The sequence below is a fragment of the Nonomuraea sp. KM88 genome (assembly GCF_052245635.1).
Classification (GTDB): Bacteria; Actinomycetota; Actinomycetes; order Streptosporangiales; family Streptosporangiaceae; genus Nonomuraea.
The window spans coordinates 13,713-31,924 of sequence record NZ_JBQQCC010000020.1 but is presented as its reverse complement, the minus strand read 5'-3'; the positions used below and the strand labels follow the sequence as shown (position 1 = coordinate 31,924).

14 protein-coding genes, 1 tRNA gene and 1 pseudogene are annotated in these 18,212 nt (G+C 69.2%); 7 read left to right on the top strand and 9 right to left on the bottom strand.

All coding sequences use genetic code 11. The features are described 5' to 3' along the window. The first annotated feature begins 64 nt into the window (after nt 1-64). Nucleotides 65-649: a TetR/AcrR family transcriptional regulator gene (locus tag ACTWPV_RS40770; protein WP_443155892.1), complete on the top strand. Its 585-nt coding sequence runs from the start codon at nt 65-67 to the stop codon at nt 647-649. A 59-nt stretch (nt 650-708) separates the two neighbouring features. Here ACTWPV_RS40770 and ACTWPV_RS40765 read toward each other — a convergent pair whose 3' ends face one another. Further along, nucleotides 709-1,335, bottom strand: coding sequence for a VOC family protein (locus tag ACTWPV_RS40765; protein WP_443155891.1), 627 nt, complete (start codon nt 1,333-1,335; stop codon nt 709-711). A 36-nt stretch (nt 1,336-1,371) separates the two neighbouring features. Then, nucleotides 1,372-1,965, bottom strand: coding sequence for a GNAT family N-acetyltransferase (locus tag ACTWPV_RS40760; RefSeq protein ID WP_443155890.1), 594 nt, complete (start codon nt 1,963-1,965; stop codon nt 1,372-1,374). 106 nt (nt 1,966-2,071) lie between these two features. Here ACTWPV_RS40760 and ACTWPV_RS40755 point away from each other — a divergent pair, with 106 nt between their 5' ends. Genes ACTWPV_RS40755 through ACTWPV_RS40745 form a run of 3 tightly spaced genes read left to right on the top strand, consistent with a single transcriptional unit; the run spans nt 2,072 to nt 5,522 of the window. Continuing rightward, complete coding sequence (locus ACTWPV_RS40755; protein ID WP_347647076.1) at nt 2,072-3,274, top strand: acyl-CoA dehydrogenase family protein; 1,203 nt, start codon at nt 2,072-2,074, stop codon at nt 3,272-3,274. After that, nucleotides 3,271-4,434 carry an acyl-CoA dehydrogenase family protein gene (locus ACTWPV_RS40750; RefSeq protein WP_443155889.1) on the top strand — a complete coding sequence of 388 codons (1,164 nt, stop codon included), beginning with the start codon at nt 3,271-3,273 and terminating at the stop codon, nt 4,432-4,434. Before ACTWPV_RS40755 ends, ACTWPV_RS40750 begins: the two co-directional genes overlap by 4 nt. After that, nucleotides 4,431-5,522 (top strand): acyl-CoA dehydrogenase family protein, encoded by a 1,092-nt coding sequence (locus ACTWPV_RS40745; RefSeq protein ID WP_443155888.1) that lies wholly within the window; start codon nt 4,431-4,433, stop codon nt 5,520-5,522. The genes ACTWPV_RS40750 and ACTWPV_RS40745 overlap by 4 nt, the downstream gene beginning before the upstream one ends. Here ACTWPV_RS40745 and ACTWPV_RS40740 read toward each other — a convergent pair. Continuing rightward, nucleotides 5,493-6,113 (bottom strand): TetR/AcrR family transcriptional regulator, encoded by a 621-nt coding sequence (locus ACTWPV_RS40740; RefSeq protein ID WP_443155887.1) that lies wholly within the window; start codon nt 6,111-6,113, stop codon nt 5,493-5,495. The genes ACTWPV_RS40745 and ACTWPV_RS40740 overlap by 30 nt on opposite strands. Nucleotides 6,114-6,287: 174 nt before the next feature. Between ACTWPV_RS40740 and ACTWPV_RS40735 the strand changes: the two genes are divergently transcribed. Next, entirely contained in the window at nt 6,288-7,034 is a 747-nt protein-coding gene (locus ACTWPV_RS40735; protein WP_443155886.1) for a nuclease-related domain-containing protein, read from the top strand. A 3-nt stretch (nt 7,035-7,037) separates the two neighbouring features. On the opposite strand, the gene ACTWPV_RS40730 is transcribed toward ACTWPV_RS40735, so the two are convergent. Both ACTWPV_RS40730 and ACTWPV_RS40725 read right to left on the bottom strand, forming a co-directional pair. Further along, nucleotides 7,038-8,411, bottom strand: coding sequence for a vWA domain-containing protein (locus ACTWPV_RS40730; protein ID WP_443155885.1), 1,374 nt, complete (start codon nt 8,409-8,411; stop codon nt 7,038-7,040). After that, nucleotides 8,404-9,243 carry an AAA family ATPase gene (locus tag ACTWPV_RS40725; protein WP_347647082.1) on the bottom strand — a complete coding sequence of 280 codons (840 nt, stop codon included), beginning with the start codon at nt 9,241-9,243 and terminating at the stop codon, nt 8,404-8,406. The genes ACTWPV_RS40730 and ACTWPV_RS40725 overlap by 8 nt, the downstream gene beginning before the upstream one ends. A gap of 100 nt (nt 9,244-9,343) precedes the next feature. On the opposite strand from ACTWPV_RS40725, the gene ACTWPV_RS40720 reads away from it, so the two are divergent. After that, nucleotides 9,344-9,417, top strand: a tRNA-Lys gene (locus tag ACTWPV_RS40720). 1,218 nt (nt 9,418-10,635) lie between these two features. Continuing rightward, entirely contained in the window at nt 10,636-12,834 is a 2,199-nt protein-coding gene (locus ACTWPV_RS40715; protein ID WP_443155884.1) for a hypothetical protein, read from the top strand. A 365-nt stretch (nt 12,835-13,199) separates the two neighbouring features. On the opposite strand, the pseudogene ACTWPV_RS40710 reads toward ACTWPV_RS40715, so the two are convergent. From ACTWPV_RS40710 to ACTWPV_RS40695, 4 genes and pseudogenes are all read right to left on the bottom strand, one after another. Next, a pseudogene (locus tag ACTWPV_RS40710) lies at nt 13,200-14,212 on the bottom strand (IS5 family transposase). 245 nt (nt 14,213-14,457) lie between these two features. Next, nucleotides 14,458-15,924 (bottom strand): hypothetical protein, encoded by a 1,467-nt coding sequence (locus ACTWPV_RS40705; protein ID WP_443155883.1) that lies wholly within the window; start codon nt 15,922-15,924, stop codon nt 14,458-14,460. A 331-nt stretch (nt 15,925-16,255) separates the two neighbouring features. Then, nucleotides 16,256-17,953, bottom strand: coding sequence for a tyrosine-type recombinase/integrase (locus tag ACTWPV_RS40700; RefSeq protein ID WP_443155882.1), 1,698 nt, complete (start codon nt 17,951-17,953; stop codon nt 16,256-16,258). Then, nucleotides 17,950-18,201: a DNA-binding protein gene (locus ACTWPV_RS40695; protein ID WP_443155881.1), complete on the bottom strand. Its 252-nt coding sequence runs from the start codon at nt 18,199-18,201 to the stop codon at nt 17,950-17,952. Before ACTWPV_RS40695 ends, ACTWPV_RS40700 begins: the two co-directional genes overlap by 4 nt. Between the last annotated feature and the right edge of the window lie 11 nt (nt 18,202-18,212).

The window sequence follows — 18,212 nt, the reverse complement described above, 5'->3', positions numbered from 1 at the left end:
TTCGCACTACGTCTGTAGTTTCTCATACTACGCGTGTAGTCGGGTGGTTGTAGGATCGGGTCCCGTGAAACGCTCAGAGCTGGTCGCGGACACGGCCATCACGCTGCTGGCGGAGCGCGGCATGCGCGGCCTCACCCATCGGGCCGTCGACGAGGCGGCCGGGCTGCCGCCGGGGTCGACGTCCAACCTCGCCCGCACGCGCGCCGCCCTGCTGGAGCTGACCCTGTCCCGGCTCACCGAGCTGGAGATACACGCGCTGGGCCCGGCTTACACGACCGCCAGGAACGGCACCCTGGGCGCCCAGGCAGGCATGGCGGACACCGTGGCCGAAGGGCTGCACATCCAGATCAGAGACCGCAGGCGCGCGCTGGCCCGCTACGAGCTGGCCCTGGAGGCGACGCGGCGGCCGGAGTTGCGCGAGATCTACGACGCGGCGGGCAGCCGCTTCCGCGACCCGGCGGTGGCGCTGCTGGCCGCCCAGGGCTCCCGCGATCCGGTCCGGCACGCCCGCCAGCTCGTGGCCTTCAGCGAAGGGCTCATGTTCGACGCGATCGTGGGGGCGGGGGGCACGCCCACCTTCGAAGAGCTCCGGCAGGCCGTCGAGGACTTCCTGGCCGGCATGCTCGGCCGGCCGTCCAGGGGCCCGTGAGAGTCAACCGGGCCCTGGACGGTCTAGGGGCCCGTGAGGGTCACCAGGCCCTGGACGGCCTAGGGGCCCGTGAGGGTCACGAGGCCGTAGCCGCCGGACAGGACGGCCGTCAGGACGGGATGGGCCTGCTCGTCGACGTCGAGCCGGGCGCCGACGGCCGCCAGCGCCGCGCGTACGGCCTCGGCGTCCGGATGGCCGCCCGCCAGCGACACCAGCTCGACCGCGGGCAGCCCCTGCCCGGCCGGATGCGGGGTGTCGCCCCACTCGATGAGGAACGGCACCAGCCCGTCGTGCCCGGCCCGCTCCGGCGGCGTGAGCCGCCAGCTGAGCAGGTCGCCGGAAGGGGTGCGCCGCGACATGTCCCGCGGGTCTCCGGGGTCGTGGCCGCGGGCCCGCGCCCTGGCCGTGACCGCGTCGATGTCCTCGACCGCCACCGCCCAGCCGACCAGCGCCGCCGCTTCCAGCTCGTCGATGCCGAACGGCCGTGGCGCGGCCGGGGCCTCCTGCTCGGGATCGGGTCCGATGATCTCCAGGTAGCTCGTGCCGCCCAGGCCGAGCAGCCGGTTGTGCGTTCCGAACCCCGGGTGCCGCCCGCCGGCCGCGGGGCGTACGCCGAGCAGCCGTTCCAGCTCGGCGGCGGTGGACTCCAGGTCTGGGGTGGCGTAGACGAGGTGATCGAGGCTCATGGGTGCAATTGTGCGTGACGGCGGGTCACCGGCAGGTCAGGCGCCGCCGTCCCGCGGCGTGCCCAGGCGGGCCCGGTGGTGCGGCCACTCGTCGTCGAGGATGCCGAAACAGACCGTGTCGCGCCAGGTGCCGTCGGGCCTCCTGCGGTGGCGGCGCAGCGTGCCCTCGTGCACGCCGCCGATGCGCCTGATGGCGTTCTGCGACCGGATGTTGAGCACGTCGGTCTTGAGCAGGACCCGGTTGTGGCCGAGCGCGAAGGCGTGGTCGATGAGCAGGAGCTTGCACGCGGTGTTCACCGCCGTACGCCAGACCGCGCGGCCGTACCACGTCCAGCCGATCTCGACGCTCTCGTCGAAGCCGGGCACGTCGCAGTAGGTGGTCCAGCCCACCGCGCGTCCGCTCTCCTTGTGCACGACCGCCAGCGGGACGTGCCGGTCGTCGTCGACGAGGTGGCGGGCCACCTTCGCGAGCTCGGCCTCGGTGCGTGGCGTGCCGGCGGGCAGCCAGCGCCAGACCTCCTCGTCCCCTCCGCCGGCGGCGAACAGGTCGGGCACGTGCCCCATGGCCAGCGGCTCCAGCCGGACGACGGCGTTCTCGAGCACCACGGGCTCGGGCAGCTTGGAGGTCATGGCGGCAACCCTACGGAGGGCCGGGCGGTCGCGGTGATGGCCACCTGTGCCTTTTTACGGGGAACCACTGTCGACACTCATACCGGCCGGTCGGTAGGCTCACGGCATGGACTTCGCTTACGACACCGTCACCGAGGACCTGCGCGAGCGACTGCTGCGCTTCATGGACGAATGCGTCTATCCCGCCGAGCCCGCTTTCGAGGAGCAGGCGGCGACCAGCGGCTGGAGCGCGCCGCCGCTGATGGCCGACCTCAAGGACGAGGCCAGGAAGCGCGGCCTGTGGAATCTGTTCCTGCCCGGCGAGCACGGCGCCGGGCTGACGAACCTCCAGTACGCGCCCCTGGCGGAGATCATGGGCCGGAGTCCCACGCTCGCCCCGACGGCCACCAACTGCGCCGCGCCCGACACCGGCAACATGGAAGTGTTGTCCATGTTCGGCAGCGAATGGCAGCGCAAGGAGTGGCTGCGGCCGCTGCTCGACGGCGAGATCCGCTCGGCGTTCGCCATGACGGAGCCCGACGTGGCCTCCTCCGACGCCACGAACATCGCCACCTCGATCGTCCGCGACGGCGACGAGTACGTCATCAACGGCCGCAAGTGGTTCATCTCGGGGGCGATGAACCCCGACTGCAAGATCTTCATCGTCATGGGCAAGACGAACCCCGACGCGCCCAAACACCGCCGGCAGAGCATGATCCTCGTGCCCCGCGACACCCCCGGAGTGCACATCAAGCGGGGCATGCACGTGTTCGGCTACACCGACGCCGACCACGGCGGCCACGCCGAGATCGTGTTCGAGGACGTCCGCGTCCCGGCGGAGCACCTGATCGGCGAGGAGGGCGGCGGCTTCGCCATCGCCCAGGCCCGGCTCGGCCCCGGGCGCATCCACCACTGCATGCGCCTGATCGGCATGGCCGAGCGCGCCGTCGAGCTGATGTGCGGGCGGGCGCTGGCCAGGAGCACGTTCGGCAAGCCCGTCGCCCAGCAGGGCGTCGTCCAGGACTGGATCGCCGAGTCGCGCATCAGGATCGAGCAGCTGCGCCTGCTCGTGCTCAAGACGGCCTGGCTCATGGACACAGTGGGCAACCAGGGGGCCCACACCGAGATCCAGGCCATCAAGATCTCCACCCCGATCACCGTGGAGTGGATCCTGGACAAGGCCGTCCAGGTGCACGGCGCGGGCGGCGTCTCCCAGGACTTCCCGCTGGCCGCGCTCTGGGCGCACGCGCGCTCGCTGCGCCTGGCGGACGGCCCCGACGAGGTGCACAAGAGGTCACTGGCCTACCGCGAGCTGAAGAGGTGGATGTGAACGAGGCGGAGATCAGGGAGCGCGTGGCCGCGTTCCTCGGCGAGCATGACCCGAGCGGCGACCGGCTGGAGTTCCTGCGGGCCAGGTACGACGCCGGGCTGGCCTGGGTGTGGTTCCCCGAAGGGCACGGCGGGCTGGGGGCGCCTCGGGAGTTGCAGCAGGTCGTGGAGCGGGAGCTGGCGCACACCCCGCAGATCGACGGCGGCATCCAGGGCATCGGCCTCGGGATGGCGGCGCCGACGATCCTGGCGTTCGGCACCGACGAGCAGAAGCGGCGTTTCCTGCGGCCGCTGTGGACGGGGGAGGAGATCTGGTGCCAGCTCTTCAGCGAGCCCGGCGCCGGGTCCGACCTGGCCACGCTGGCGACCCGGGCGGTCAGGGACGGCGGCGAGTGGGTGATCGACGGCCAGAAGGTGTGGACGTCCGGCGCCCACCACTCCCGGTGGGCCATCCTCGTCACCCGTACCGACCCTGACGTGCCGAAGCACCGCGGCATGACGTACTTCATCTGCGACATGCACGCGCCGGGCGTCGAGGTGCGGCCGCTGCGGCAGATCACCGGCGAGGCCGAGTTCAACGAGGTGTTCCTGACCGGCGTCCGGCTCCCCGACGAGCTGCGGCTCGGCGCGGTCGGCGACGGCTGGCGGGTCGCGCAGACCACGCTGATGAACGAGCGCGTCGCCATCGGCGGCGGGCCCGCGCGGCGCGGCGGCGGCATGATGGCCCCGGTGCTCGACGCCTGGCGCGAGCACCCCGAGCTGCGCAGCCACGACCTGCACCAGCGGTTGTTGTCGCTCTGGGTGGAGGCCGAGGTGACCCGGCTGTCGGGAGCGCGGTTGCGCGAGCAGCTCGCCGCCGGGCAGCCAGGGCCCGAGGGCTCGGGCATGAAGTTGTCGTTCGCCCGGCTCAACCAGGCACTGACCGGGTTCGACGTCGAGTTCCGGCGCGATCTCGGCTACGACGACTGGACGTTCCGGCGTTCCGAGAACGTCGACTTCTACGGCCGCGGCCCCGGCTACCGCTATCTGCGGGCCAAGGGCAACTCGATCGAGGGCGGCACCTCCGAGATCCTGCGCAACATCATCTCGGAACGGGTGCTCGGCCTGCCCTCCGAACCCCGCATCGACAAGGACGTTCCCTGGAAGGACCTGCCGCGATGAGCCGCGACCGGATGACGTTGCTGTACACGGACGTCGAGGAGGAGCTGCGGGCCGCCGTGCGGGGGGTGCTCGCCGACCGGTGCCCGCCCGCCGCGGTGCTCAAGCGCGCCGAGTCCGAGCCCTACGACCTGGACCTGTGGAAGACACTGGCGGGGGAGATCGGGGTGGCCGGGCTGCTCATCCCCGAGGAGCTGGGGGGCGCGGGCGCGTCGGCCAGCGAGGCGGCCGTCGTGCTGGAGGAGCTGGGCAGGGGAGTGGCGCCGGTGCCGTTCCTCACCAGTGCGGTGCTGGCCACGCGGGCGCTGCTCCCGACCCGTGACGCCCTGCTCGGCGAGCTGGCCGAGGGCAGGCGGACGGCCGCGCTGGCGGTGTCGTTCGCCGCGTCCCCCTACCAGCCGGAGCGGGGTGCGTCGCTGAGCGTGGACGGCGCGGGGCGGTTGTCCGGCAGCGTCACCGGCGTGGCGGGGGCGGACGTGGCGGACGTGCTGCTGGCACCCGTGGACGGCGGCCTGTACGCGGTGGAGACGGGCGCGGCGGAGGGAGGTCCGGTCACGGGAGGCGCGGTCGAGGTCGTGCCCTCGCTCGACCTGACGAGGCCGGTCGACACGGTGACGTTCGACCGGGCGAGCGCCCGCCGGGTGGGGGCGTGCGACCTGACCGGGGTGCTGCGGTTCGGGGCGGGGCTACTGGCGTCGGAGCAGCTCGGCGTGGCCGAGTGGTGCCTGGACACGACGCTCGCCTACGTCAAGGAGCGCCACCAGTTCGCCCGGCCGGTCGGCTCGTTCCAGGCGATCAAGCACCGGCTCGCGGACCTGTGGCTGGACGTGGTCAGGGCCAGAGCCGCCGCGAGGAGCGCCGCCGCCGACACCTCGGCCGTCACCGTGGCCGTGGCCCAGTCGTGGAACTCCGGCGTGGCGGTGCACGCGGCGGAGGAGGCCGTGCAGCTGCACGGCGGGATCGGCATGACCTGGGAACACCCCCTCCACCTGTTCCTCAAGCGTGCCAAGGCGAGCGAGATCGCGCTCGGGACGCCGGGCGACCACCGGGAGGCGCTGGCCTCACTGGTCGACGTTCCCGGCCCGGAGTGAGGTGAGCAGCAGGTCGGCGAAGTGCCTGCCCACCTGGGCGCCGGTCAGCGGGCCGTCCGCGTGGAACCAGGTGCCCAGGTGGTGCACGGAGCCGAAGAAGTAGTCGACGACCAGCTCGGCGGGGACGCGGTCGCTGAAGACGCCCGTGCGCTGCCCCTCCGCGACGAGGTCGCGGAACCGCTCGTGGTAGCGGCGGCGCTCGGCGCGTACGGTCTTGCGCGTCTCGGGGGCGAGCAGGTGCATCGACCGGAAAAAGATCTTGGAGTCGTCGAGGTTGGCGGTCGTGGTCTCGACGACGTCGGCCGCGGCCCGGCGCAGGCGCTGCTCCAGCGTGCCGGGGCCGTCGGCGATCTGCGCCAGCCGGTCCGTCTGCATGCGGAGCACCCGGCCGTAGATCTCGTGCAGCAGGTCGTCCTTGGAATCGAAGTAGTGGTACATCGCACCTTTGGTGACGCCGGCCGCCACCACGATCTCCTGCACGGAGGTGCCCTCGAAGCCTCGATCGGCGAACAGCCTGGTCGCCTCGGCGAGGATCCGCTGCCTGACCGGTTCTTCTCTCACGTGGTCCCCCTTGGTCACCCGCCCTAGCATACCGACTGGTCGGTTGAGCTCATTGGGTGGTCTTGCAGGTACTAATTCCGTCACCTTAGGCTCGCCTTGGTTGGGAGCGGGTATCTCTTGACCGGCGAGGGATCTTCGGCGTGGCAGATCCTGCAAGACACCTACTCATTCGGGGAGTTTGCCGTGCCAGGTGGCTCTATCTACGTGAAGCAGGACGAAAAGTACACAGGCTCATCCCCGCAATGGTGGTACGAGAAGTTCTGGCGCGAGGACGCCCAGAACCGGCGCAGGTCCCGGTACATCAAGGCCGGGGTGGGGCTCGTGATCGGCGTCGCGCTGGCGCTCAGGTTCGACCTCACCGCCCTGTCACCGCTGTTCGGCCTGCTCTTCGCCGGCCTCGTGGCCGGGGGAGACTGGTTTCTCCACTGGCGCTCCTTCCACGCCACGGCGGTCTGGCGCGGAGCGCGGCGCGGAGAGGCGATCACCGGCAGGCACCTGCGCAGAGCGCTCCGCCGCCAGGGCTACAACGTCCTCGACGGTCGTGCCATCCGCGGGAAGGCCTCCATCGACCACCTGGTGATCGGCCCGGGAGGCGTCTGGGTCGTCGACAACGAGTCGTGGAGTCCCGACACCGAGATCGCCTGCTACGCGGGGCGGCTCTTCTTCGGCGAGAAATACGGCTCCAAGACGGCCAAGCCGCTGGTGGAGGCCGCAGAGGCGTTCGCCGAGCTGCTCAACCGCGAGACGGGCATCGCGGTGACCATCACGCCCCTGCTCGCCGTCCACTGCGGGCTGCTGCCCAAGGGCGGCTTGGTGCACGCGGAAGGGCTCACGCTGCTCAAACCCCGCCTGGCCGGCAAGCTGATCAGGGCGGCCGAGGGCGGCGTGCTTACCGCCGAGCAGATCGAGGTGCTCACCCGCACGGCGGCCAGGGAGCTCCAGCGCGTCTGAAGGTCAGGCCAGCGTCTCGACGAACGCGGCGAGCTGGGCGACGTTGCGGCACTCGTGCATCGGCACGACCTGCCCGTAGTCGCTCGCGAGCGAGTCGCCCGTGTCCCACTGCCGGCGCGGCTCCGGGTTGAGCCAGTAGGCGTGGCGCGCGCGGGACACGAGGGACGCCAGCACGTCCAGGGCCGGCGGCTGGTAGTTGGAGCGGGCGTCGCCGAGGATCAGCAGCGAGGTCTTCGGGCCGATCGCGTCGCCGTACCGCTCGGCGAAGCGCTCCAGCGCGTGCCCGTAGTTGGTGCGGCCGAAACGCACCATGTCGGCCTCGTCCGCCAGCCTGGCCATGGCCTCGACGGCGTCGGCGCCGGGGGCGAAGAAGCGGGTGATCTCGTCCACCGTGTCCACGAAGCCGAACGCCCGCACCCTGGCGAACTGCTCCCTGAGCGCGTACGTGAGCAGCAGCGTGAAGTGCGCGAACGACGAGACCGAGTCGCTGGTGTCGCAGAGGATGACCAGCTCGGGCCGGTGCGGGCGCGGGGGTTTGAGGTGGACGGCCAGCGGCACGCCGCCGCTCTGCAGCGAGGCCCGCATCGTCCTACGGAAGTCGAGCCGGCCGCGCCTGCCCTTCCTGTGCTTGATCGTCAGGCGCGCGGCCAGGCGCCGGGCCAGCGGATGCACCTCCCGGCGCAGCCTGGCCAGGTCGGCCCTCGTGATGCGCAGGAAGTCGATCTGGTCGAGCGGCGGGCGTACGGCGGAGCGGGCGATGCGCTCGATGCCGGAGTCCTCGGCGATCCGGCGGCGCACGTCGGTGGCCACCGCCTCCTCGAAGCGCCGCAGGCCGGCGCCGACCCGCTGGCGCAGGGTCTTCTCGGCCAGGCCGCCGCGCTCGCCGTCCCGCAGCCCGGCGCGGAGGATGCCGGCCATCAGCGTCTCGGGCGACAGGGCGCGCATGACGCTGTAGGAGAACCAGTTCTGGCGCCCAGGACCGGACTCCTGGCGGCCGAACCGGCCGACCATGGCCTGGGCGAACGCGCGCACCTCCGGGTCGGAGCCGCCGGTCAGCAGCCCGGCCAGGTGCTCGCGCAGCTCGGCGACCGTGGCCGTGTCCGGGTCCGCCGCGCCTGCGGGCCGCGCGGTTCCCAGCCCGGTCGTCGACGCCGGGAACCACAGGTCGAACAGCACGTCGAACCCCGGCCGGTAGGCGGGCTTCTTGACCAGCGTGGCCGCGTACGCGGCGCGCAGCGACTCGCGGTCGCCCAGCTCGATCGCCCGCAGGGCGTTGGCGGCGTCCAGCCCTTCCGCCACCGAGACCGGCACCCCTGCCTCGCGCAGCGCGTGCACGAAACCCACGTGCCGGTCGACCAGCGACTCGCGGTCAGGCATCCGGCAGCCCCAGCTCCTTGATCGCCCTGGTCTGGTCGGAGGCGTGCTTGAGCACCACGCCCAGCGTGCCGGCGACGGTCGCCTCGTCCAGCTCCGCCCGCCCGAGGGCCAGCAGCGTGTTGGCCCAGTCGACGGTCTCGGCCACCGACGGCGCCTTCTTCAGCTCCAGCGCCCTGAGCGTGGCGACCGTCCTGGCCAGCTGCTCCGCGAGTCCGGCCCGCAGGCCGGGGACCTGGGCGAGCACGATGTCCCGCTCCCGCTCGGGGGTGGGGTATTCGATGTGCAGGTAGAGGCAGCGCCGCTTGAGCGCCTCCGACAGCTCGCGGGTCGCGTTGGAGGTCAGCACCACGTACGGCCGCCGTGTCGCGGCGATGGTGCCCAGCTCGGGGATCGTCACCTGGAAGTCGGACAGCAGCTCCAGCAGCAGCCCCTCGACCTCGACGTCCGCCTTGTCGGTCTCGTCGATGAGCAGCACGGTGGGCTCCGCGGACCTGATCGCCTTGAGCAGGGGCCGCTCCAGCAGGAACTCCTCGGTGAAGATGTCGTCGTCGGCGCTGGTCGCCTGGATCCTGAGCAGTTGCTTCTTGTAGTTCCACTCGTAGAGCGCCCTGGCCTCGTCGAGGCCTTCGTAGCACTGGAGCCTGATCAGCCGGGCGCCGGTGGCCTGCGCCACCGCCTTGGCCAGCTGCGTCTTGCCCACCCCTGCAGGCCCTTCGACCAGCAGCGGCTTGCCCAGCGCCGCAGCCAGGAACACCGACGTGGAGATGGCGTCGTCGGAGAGGTAGTCCACGGCGGCGAGCCGCTCCGTCACGTCGGCGGGCGAGTCGAACATCGATGCTCCTGTCTCGAGGCCGAACTTTATTCTAGCGGCTCGGGTCCGGCTGATACCGATTCGACCAGGATGCGGATCACCGGTATATTCCTCTCTGCCAGCGCCGCTAGCTCAGTTGGTCAGAGCAGCTGACTCTTAATCAGCGGGTCCGGGGTTCGAGTCCCTGGCGGCGCACCGCATCGAAACCCCAGTTCAGGGCGCTGAGCTGGGGTTTCTCGGTTTTCGAGTGACTCCGGCCGCGTTGAGGTGCTCCTGTGGTTGCTCGCCGGATGCTCTTCGGCACGTTTCCGGCACGTGGCCGGGCGTTCCGTGAACCCGTTCGTCAGGTCAGACCCGTAAGACGATCAAGAGAACGCCAAACCGGAAGGTGCAGCGGGCATGCCGGGCTGGGAGGCGGTTTCCTTCCGACAAAGAGTTGATCAAGCTGTCTGAAGCGCATGTTCCGCCGCTTCGGGCGGAGCTGTTCTGACCTCCTCTGCGGAACAGATCTGCTTCTTCCTCTGCGAAGCGTCGTCTTCGTCCTGCTCGGGCCCCGGCTGTTGCTGCCCCGTTCCTTGGGTGGACTAGGCGAGCTCGAGGGGAGTTGCTGGGTCTCGGCTGATCGCACGCGTGTCACGGCATGCGACCGGAGCAACCGAGGCCGCGACAGGAGGGGAGAACCCATGCGGCGCCACACCGTCCGCTCGGCCAACCCCAAAGCCGCCGCTGTCGCGGCGACTTCAGCGCTCAGTGGTGCGCCCTGTCCGGCCAGCCGTCCCAAGCCGATGCAGCGCAGCCGCCCGCTGCTCCCGCGTTGGCTGGCTCACGAGCGCCATCAACCCCTGCCGGGCCGGGGACGGGCGGGACACGGGCGAAGTCAGCCCTGCTGTGGCCAGTCGGTACTGGTAATGGGGGTAAGGCGAGGGCGGGCGGTGCCGGTAGTCGCCGGGCAGGCCGTCGCCGACGGTGGTTTAGAACGGCTAGAAGTCGCGGAATGTGGCCGCCGAAGGAGTGCCAGGACATGCCCGGGTGCTCGGCGCGCAGCTGGGCCAGGGCGGGATCACCTGGTGTGGTGTCCACCCCGGCTCACTGGAAGTGGCACAAACCCCGACGCATGCGGCGATTGAGTGATGTACCGTGGATAGCGTCGCGCCCTTGGCAGGGGCGATGCATCACCCCGGAGATCGCTCCGGGGGCTCCCAGAAGGAGCCATCGGGTACACGTTCGGCCGGTGACATGAGCCGCGCCGCGCGATGTGACCAGGTGTGGGGTACTTTCGGATCTGCCAAGCGACGCAGCGCGGACCTTCATGATCCCCGCGTCCCCCAGACGGCGTATGCACGCGCTAGCACGAGGGGCAGGGCCCCGGTGAGTGCCGGATGGTGCCCAGGATCACTGAGAGGACAGACGCACATGTCTGTTGACGCCCAGTTCCAGGCACCGCAGTTCGACACGGTCCACCACCCGGAACGGCCGGGTACTCACGGCGACGAGCGGTGGGACCCCATCACGCTGAAGGTCGGCGACGACACGCTGACCGTCACCAACTTCAGCCATGAACTGCCCGCTCCGTCAGAAGTTCGCGATCGCACCCGGCTGGTGCGTGTCGGTCAGAACAACCCCTACTGCGCACTGCCGGAAGACGGCTGGCACGCGCTGTCGCGGGCGGTGGTTCACCCGCCCGCACTGACGGCGCAGCTTCTGTACCAGTCCGGCACTGGTGGCTCCTCGCTCATCGAAGAGCACGTCGGCGGAGCGACGCTGCGCTCCGGCAACGGCCGCGTCTGGCTGACCGAGGTCTTCCCGCTGGTGCAGCCGCGCATCGGGCAAGACCCGCACGCGGAGTCCGACCCTGAGATCGAGGGCGAGCTGACCGGCGACACCGCACATGCGATGTTGGTGTACCGGTTTCGGGACCATGATCATCTGCGTGGTTACCTGCGCCAGACGATCATCGCGACCCGGAACTCCAACAAGCAGTACGACGAGTCCATCCTCAGCCGGCGCATCACCCGGGCGATCGTCGCGCATGTGGCCCGCATAGAGTTCTCCGACGGATCTGAGCCTATCTATGTTCTGGTCGTCCGCGACGGAATCACGCGCGTCGTCAGCGCCTGGGGCGCGCTGTGCGGGGACCAGGCGACTCCCGAAGAGATCGCCGAGCGGGCTATCGAGGTCCTGCTTGCTGAAAAGCCCGCGCGTCGTGGCGCGGACAAGCCACTGACCCAGCGCATGGCGCTCGGCCGGCAGGGCGAACTCGACAAGCTGCGGGCCTCCTTCATCGCCGGCCTGAGCGGTGCCACCCCCGCCGAGGAATCGATCAGGATCGGGCAGAGCATCGTTGTGCCGGCTCAGATCGCCGTGGGGCTTCAGGTGCACCCCGGCTCCGGGCTGCCGCCCGGCGAAGTCTTCGATGATGCCGTCCGCAGCATCCTGTCGTCGATCCACGTCGAGTTCGGCATGTGGGACTCGGCCGCGCAGAACGCCGAGATCGGCTCCCGGGCGCTCAAGCGGACCATGCTCGACGGCGTCACTGACACCACCGGAATCAGCGTCGCCGACGTCTACCGGTTGGCCATCGGTCAGTATCACCCCCAGCACACGCCCCAGGTCTTTGGCGACCAAACCATCCCCGGCACGCCCCTCTGGCGTACGGTGTTCCTGGTCCACTACCTGACCCGCCCGCCTGTATTCGAGGTCATGAAGAAGCACGTGAAGGCGATTGCGGGCAAGCAACGGCTGCGTACCAACACCTACGCGGAGATCCTCGGACCCATCACTGACCTGCCGTGGCGGCTGGCCAAGAAACAGACCCTGCGGCAGGCGCGCAACGCCTGGGGCAACGGAGGCGTGCTCACCAAGGAGGTCACCGACGCGGACTGGCAGCCGGTGCCCTGCTCCGACTTCACCACGCTGGTCGAACCGGCCGCCTCCGGCGACCTCGACGCCAGGCTCACCCTGGCCGTCGCCGGCGGTATCGCACTGATCACCGACAAGCTGCTGACCCGCAACGTCGGCTCGGCGGTCGGCATCACCGTCCCGTTCCGCGCCGACGTCGACGACGTCATCGCCGGGCTGGCGCGGGCGGACAACCCTGCCGGGCTGCTCCTGCTTGCCCACGCCGCCAACAGGTTCGACGCCGATCGGGTGGCGGTGAACTCCTTCACCGACAAGCAGCTGATCAAGGAGGGGGCCGAGGACGACCGCTACATCCTGGTCGACGTCGATCTGGAGGCCCACGACGGCATCGCCCGCGACGGCGCGGGCGTACCCCGCCGCCTCGACGAGTACACCGTCGTCAAGTTGTCTGACCCCCAGCGCGCAGCCCAGGAAGAGGAGGGGCGTGCCGCCGCCGACGACACCGCGCCCAAACCAGTCCTCGATCAGATGGCCGACCATCGGCGCAAGCTGCTCGGCACCCTCACCGATGCACAAGAGGCCCTTACCCAGCTCATCCGGCTGAGCCAGACACCGGAGGCCGCAGGCGCCCATCCGCTCGGATCCCGCCGCGAATGGGCCAAGCTCTCCAAGCTCGCCGTCAAGGTCCAATCGACGATCTACTCCAACGAGCCGGACCTCGACTCCGGTGAGGAAGACGACGATGCCGCTTAACCTTGACCCCACCAAGTAGGGCATGCAGGGCCCACCGAAGATCATTAGTGGTGGGCCCTGCTGCTGCCTCCAGCGGTTGTAGATACCGGTGCCGGGAAGCCATCCAATCTCCCACCTCTACAAGTGGCTGGCCGCATCCACACTGGGTACAGAGAAGCCACCGACGTGACCAGGTGCGTGGCTTCCTCGCCCGTTCACCAGGAGTCGGGGGCGCTGACAGCAGGTGTGAATCCGCACCGAGGACGGCGTCCTCTACCTGGCCCCCGAACAGTCCGGGCGCGGCCTAAGCTGGGCCTACGGCGGATCGGGGTCCACTGCCCTGGCCTACTGATCCGCCTTCTCCTAGGGCGCGTATCGAGTCGTGATCAACTGGTGGTCCGGGTGAGGTCCTTGACCCAGATCATTGAGGCGCGCAGATGGAGGCCGGCCAGGTAGCTGTCCGGGGTCTTGTCGTATCGGGTGGCGACGCCTCGTCAGGCCTTGAGCTTGTTGATCAGGCGCTCGACGGTGTTCCTCTCCTTGTAGAGGTCGGCGTCGTGGCTGACAGGCCGACCGCCCATGGAGCCCTTCTTCTTCCGATTGGCGGCCTGGTCTCTCTTCTCCGGGATCACTGCCTTGATACCGCGTCTGCGCAAGTGGGCCCGGTTGCCCCGAGAGGAGTAGGCCTTGTCGGCGGCGACCGCGTCCGGCCGGGTGCGGGGGCGGCCGACAGGGCCGCGGACCCGTATCTTGCCCAGCACCGGGATGAACTGTGGGCTGTCCGCGGTCTGGCCTGCGGTTAGCACGAACGCCAGTGGACGGCTCTTGCGGTCGGCGGCCAGGTGAACCTTGCTGGTCTGCCCGCCCCTGGAGCGTCCCAGGAGGGCGGCCTTCAGCCGGAGTTTTCGGCGGCGCCGGATGCGTCGCCGCTCCTCCCGCTCGGGATCAATCTCGGTGTCCCGTCCGTCTTGTCCGTCTTGTTCTTCGAGGCTGCCCCTTTTGACCTGGCCTTCTCCGCCTCGGTAGCTGCCTTCTCCAGTGCGCCGAGGACGTCCTCGCCCAGGTGCATCCCGGCCGCGTCGTGGTGAGCACGCGCGGTGGTGGAGTCGATGCTGACCAGGGACAGGTCCACATCACCCCGCTTGGCCGCTACCGCGATCAGGCCCTCCAGCAAGGCCTCGAAGACACCGGCGTCACGCCATTGCCGGAAGCGGTTGTGGACGGTCGACCAGGCACCGAACTCCTCCGGCATCTCCCGCCACTGTCCGCCGGTCCTGAACCGCCAGATCACACCCTCGAACTGCTGCCGTAACCGCTCGGGATACGGGCCGTACTCGCCGATCGGCAGGTACGGTCCGATGAACTCCCACTCCGCGTCCGTCAGTTGCGCTCGCGTCACGGAACAAGATCTACCGGTCCAGGCCCTACCACGAGGGCGAATCGACAGATTGATCACGACCCAATACGCGGCCTAGACGGCATCACCGGCGTCGCTCCACACGGCGGCCTCACCAACGACACCTTGCTGCCCAACGGACTGTTGGAACTCATCAAGAACCATGCCCCAGGCCAAAGGCGCCACCTACACGCGCCCAGCTCCTCTCCGCCCGCGACACCTGATGTGTGCCTCGGCCAACCAGATCGCTACCGGCTACGCCCGCTAGAGCGCCACCGCTGCCACCGGCTCACCGGTGGCGTTTCTGGACGGTCTGTGACCTCCTCCATGACTGCGCTCGAAACCACGGTGCGAAGGTCGGCACCGAGTACCGCGGTACGGATTGCGGCCCAGTCCTCCGCGCGCCACCAGTGAAACAGCTGCATAGTGCTCACGACCGGCACAGGCAGCGCGGCAACGAACTCGGGTCGGGAGTAGACGTGTGCCGCCCTCTGGGACGGGTGCAACTTGTGTTGGTGATTGACGACCAGGACGCCGCCGCTGACTGGCTCGTTGGGGCGCAGCTGGGGCCAAGTCTCGAGGTGCCGCTGCAGGTGGCCGACCAGGTGTTCCTGGGCCCCGCCGCTGGCGGCCTTGACTTCAACGAGGCGTCCGGGCAGGGAGTCGGCGCTTACGAGCAGGTCTGCCGACTTGGTGGCGCCGAGCTCCTCGTCCAGATCGACGGTTTGCAGGCCCGCTTCGGTCAGCACGACCGCAACCGCACGGACCAGTTCGGCGCCAGTGCCATAGAGCAGCCCGTACCGTACCGGCTCGGCACGCGCTTCGGCCTCCCGCAAGTCCTGTTCAAGACGCAGCTTCTCCATGATGTAGCGCGCCTCCAGCTCCTCTAGGGCCTGCCGAGTTGCCAACTCGGTGGTGGTCTGTAGGTCAGGCTCGATGAAGTGGGGGGAGCGCGCCCGGCGTAGGGCATCGGGCACAAACTCGGGCAGGGCGCGATGTATCAGCCAGCTCAGAACGTTGTCCCAACCGGTGGCGTCCGGGATGATGTACCAGCGCTGATCGCACGAAGGTGAGGTCCAAGCCGCGACCACCGGGTCCCCCAGCGGGTCAATGAGAACAGGGTGCAATTGCCCCTCTGCTTCGTGGTTCACAGACCCGGAGCCGGCACCGCCTTCCAGCTGTATGCCACCGAGGTGCAAGCTCCACCACGGGGCGTCCGGCGGGCGAGTGAGCAGCCGGATCGCCAGGTCGCGGTCAGCAGAGCTTAGGTCTGGGGCGATCTCGGGCCGAGTCCCGACGGGGAGGCGCCGACCGTTTACGCTGGTTAGCGTGGTGTTGAGGTAGACGGACGAGTCGAATTGTGACAGGACGCTGCGAGCGCTGTCGTCGTCAACGTCACCGATCACGGCGACTACCAGGGCAAGTTCGTTGCGCCGTCGAGCGCCAGCGAAGAAACGGTTCCGTTCGTCAGCGCCACGGTTGTGGAAGAATCCCGGCTCCAATGCAACGACACAGTCGCTGGTCTCCATGCCGAGCCACCGCGGCTGCAGGCCGTGCTTCTGCCAATCCAGCTCGCCCGGTACTCGCGGAGGTCGCTGCTGGCCATACCGGGCGCGCATGCGCTCCTGCTCCTCCAACAGGATCTGCTCTTCCTCGGAACCCGGCTCCGGTTGACCCACGTGCACCGGGACCAGGCCGGGCGCTGAGAGACTCATTCTGGTCAGGCTAATGCCCAGCGGGTCCTACACAACTGCAATATCGTGGCGGAACCCCCCATCAACCCGCGAGCGCGGGCGTGGGCACATCGCCGCTCTTGGTCGTCGCCCGTGAGTTCGGCGGCTAGCTCCGCCACACAGCGCGTTGCTCGCTATGGACGTGGACCGCGCTCACGCGCTGGTGCCCGGGCCAGGTGTCCGATTGGCAACGTGACGGCTGCGGGGTGGCCGACTCATCGACGGCTGACGTAGGTTCGCTCGACTCGGAGGTAGGTCAGCAGCGGTTCGCGCGGGCTGGCCTACCTTCCGCTCTGGTTTCCGGGATGGCTGATCAGTTGGTGGGCAGATGGATCACCGCTCCGTCTGCCTCTGTGGTGGCGGTCTGGCGGCCTGCGCTGGGACGCGCTGCGCCGTGTCGAGGCGGGACCGGTGACGGTTCTGGGTGTGGGTGCGAGGTGAGTAGGGCGGCGGTGGCTTCGGCTGCTGCGGCGGCTGCTTCGGGGTAGATGCTGGTGTAGGTGTCACGCGTGAAGGCCGAGGATGTATGCCCGAGGGTCTCCTGCACGATCTTGATATCGACCCCGGCCGCGAGCATGGCGGTGGCCGCTCCGTGGCGCAGGTCATGAAGCCTGATCGGCGGGAGCCCTGCCTGGTAGCACAGCCAGTAGAAGCGGTCGGTCACATGCTGTGGATGCAGCGGCCGGCCCAGCTCATCGGTGAAAACGAAGTCGCTATCGACCCAGTCTTCGCCTGCGGCCAGCCGTTCCCGGGCCTGACGCTTACGGTGCTGCTTGAGGAGGGCCATCGTCTCGGCGTCCACCGCGATCTCGCGGTCGCTGGCATCGGTTTTCGGGCTGCCTTGGATTGGGGTCCAGCCGAGTTGGGTGATCTGCCAGTGGATGCCGATCCTTGATGTCGCGAAGATGATGTCCGGCCAGCGGAGGCCGGCTCCTTCGCCGCGTCGCAGGCCGCGTACGGCGATGAGTCGGTACAGGGCGAATAGCCGATCTCGGCGGGCGTAGGTGAGGAAGGCCGATGTCTGTTCGGTGGTCCACACCATGACGGGCGAGGGCCGGGGAGTGCTGACGTAGGCGGCGATTGGGTCGACGCGCTTGCCGTCGCGTGCGTGCTTGAGGCGGTCCCGGTGTTCGGCCTGGTCTTTACGCCATTGCGTCACCTTCTCTTCGGTCCAGACGACTGGCTTGGGCCGGTCGATCGGTGTCATCTCGACGACGGCGGCGGGGTTGAAGTCCAGGAGTCTGTCCTGGCGGATCGCGATGTTCAGGGCGTGCCGCAGGGTGGCCCGGATGCGGTGCATGCTCGTAGGGCCGACCGGACGCCGATATTTGACTGCTGCTACGCGAGTGGGGTCGCCGCTGGCGCGTTCGGTGGCGATGATGTCGTTGAACTCCTCGATTGCATCGAACATGCTGGCGATGTCGGAGACGCGTAGCCGGTCCAGCCGGATGTCGCCGAGGTAGGGGTTGAGGTAGAGGCGGACGTGGGATTCGTAGGAGCGTTTCGTTGTCGCCTCGATGGCGCGCTTGCGCTTGAGAAATTCCTCCAGCCACTCGGCTACGGTGATGTGCCGGTTGAGGTCTTGGCGGGTGCGGACCTTGCGCCTCACTTCCTCGGTGTCGGGCAGGGTCTTGGTGTCTTTGAGGACCGACAGCATCAGCTTGGTGATCTGCCGCCGGACGGCGGGGTCGGTGTCGAGGGTGAGCAGGCCGCGGGCGTGGTCCAGTTCGGCCCCGGCATCCTCTAGCGTGGCGAATCCGCTGCGCCGCAACGGGTTACGCCGCTTGCCGTCGGTATGGGCGGGCAGTTCCAGCTGGTAGCCCCAGGAGCCGTGCGTGGTGCTCCACCGGGCTCCTCCGTCGTCGTGCGGGCGGCGCAGCTTCGGGCAGTTCTTCCCGAGCCGCTTGCCGGTGGCCGGGTCCTTGCAGGAACACGTTTTGAAGGTGGTGCCCTTAGCTACGGTCGGCTCTTTGACTGCCGTCGTTCCCGGAGCTTTCGCCATCGAGGTCATCCTTCCTTGCTTGCCAGACGGGCTTGTCTGCCGTCCGGATGGGTGTGGTCGAGTAGCGCCCACAGCCCGCGTACCGGTACTGCGTACTGGCCACCGATGCGCAACACGCGGCACGGAAACTGCCCCGCGCGGGCGAGGCGGTAGGCCTTGGTGCGGCCCATGCCGAGCAGCCGTCCGGCTGCGAGCAGGCTGATCACCTCTGGCATTGCCTGCTGCGTGGGGTGGCTGGTTGGGGTTGTGCTGGTCATGCATCACCTCC

Bases quoted from the DNA above. Each gene is read 5' to 3' on its own strand.
- ACTWPV_RS40765 (WP_443155891.1), bottom strand. From the start codon at position 1,335: ATGAGCCTCGATCACCTCGTCTACGCCACCCCAGACCTGGAGTCCACC.
- ACTWPV_RS40760 (WP_443155890.1), bottom strand. From the start codon at position 1,965: ATGACCTCCAAGCTGCCCGAGCCCGTGGTGCTCGAGAACGCCGTCGTC.
- ACTWPV_RS40755 (WP_347647076.1), top strand. From the start codon at position 2,072: ATGGACTTCGCTTACGACACCGTCACCGAGGACCTGCGCGAGCGACTG.
- ACTWPV_RS40745 (WP_443155888.1), top strand. From the start codon at position 4,431: ATGAGCCGCGACCGGATGACGTTGCTGTACACGGACGTCGAGGAGGAG.
- ACTWPV_RS40740 (WP_443155887.1), bottom strand. From the start codon at position 6,113: ATGCTAGGGCGGGTGACCAAGGGGGACCACGTGAGAGAAGAACCGGTC.
- ACTWPV_RS40730 (WP_443155885.1), bottom strand. From the start codon at position 8,411: ATGCCTGACCGCGAGTCGCTGGTCGACCGGCACGTGGGTTTCGTGCAC.
- ACTWPV_RS40725 (WP_347647082.1), bottom strand. From the start codon at position 9,243: ATGTTCGACTCGCCCGCCGACGTGACGGAGCGGCTCGCCGCCGTGGAC.
- ACTWPV_RS40715 (WP_443155884.1), top strand. From the start codon at position 10,636: ATGTCTGTTGACGCCCAGTTCCAGGCACCGCAGTTCGACACGGTCCAC.
- ACTWPV_RS40705 (WP_443155883.1), bottom strand. From the start codon at position 15,924: ATGAGTCTCTCAGCGCCCGGCCTGGTCCCGGTGCACGTGGGTCAACCG.
- ACTWPV_RS40700 (WP_443155882.1), bottom strand. From the start codon at position 17,953: ATGACCTCGATGGCGAAAGCTCCGGGAACGACGGCAGTCAAAGAGCCG.
- ACTWPV_RS40695 (WP_443155881.1), bottom strand. From the start codon at position 18,201: ATGACCAGCACAACCCCAACCAGCCACCCCACGCAGCAGGCAATGCCA.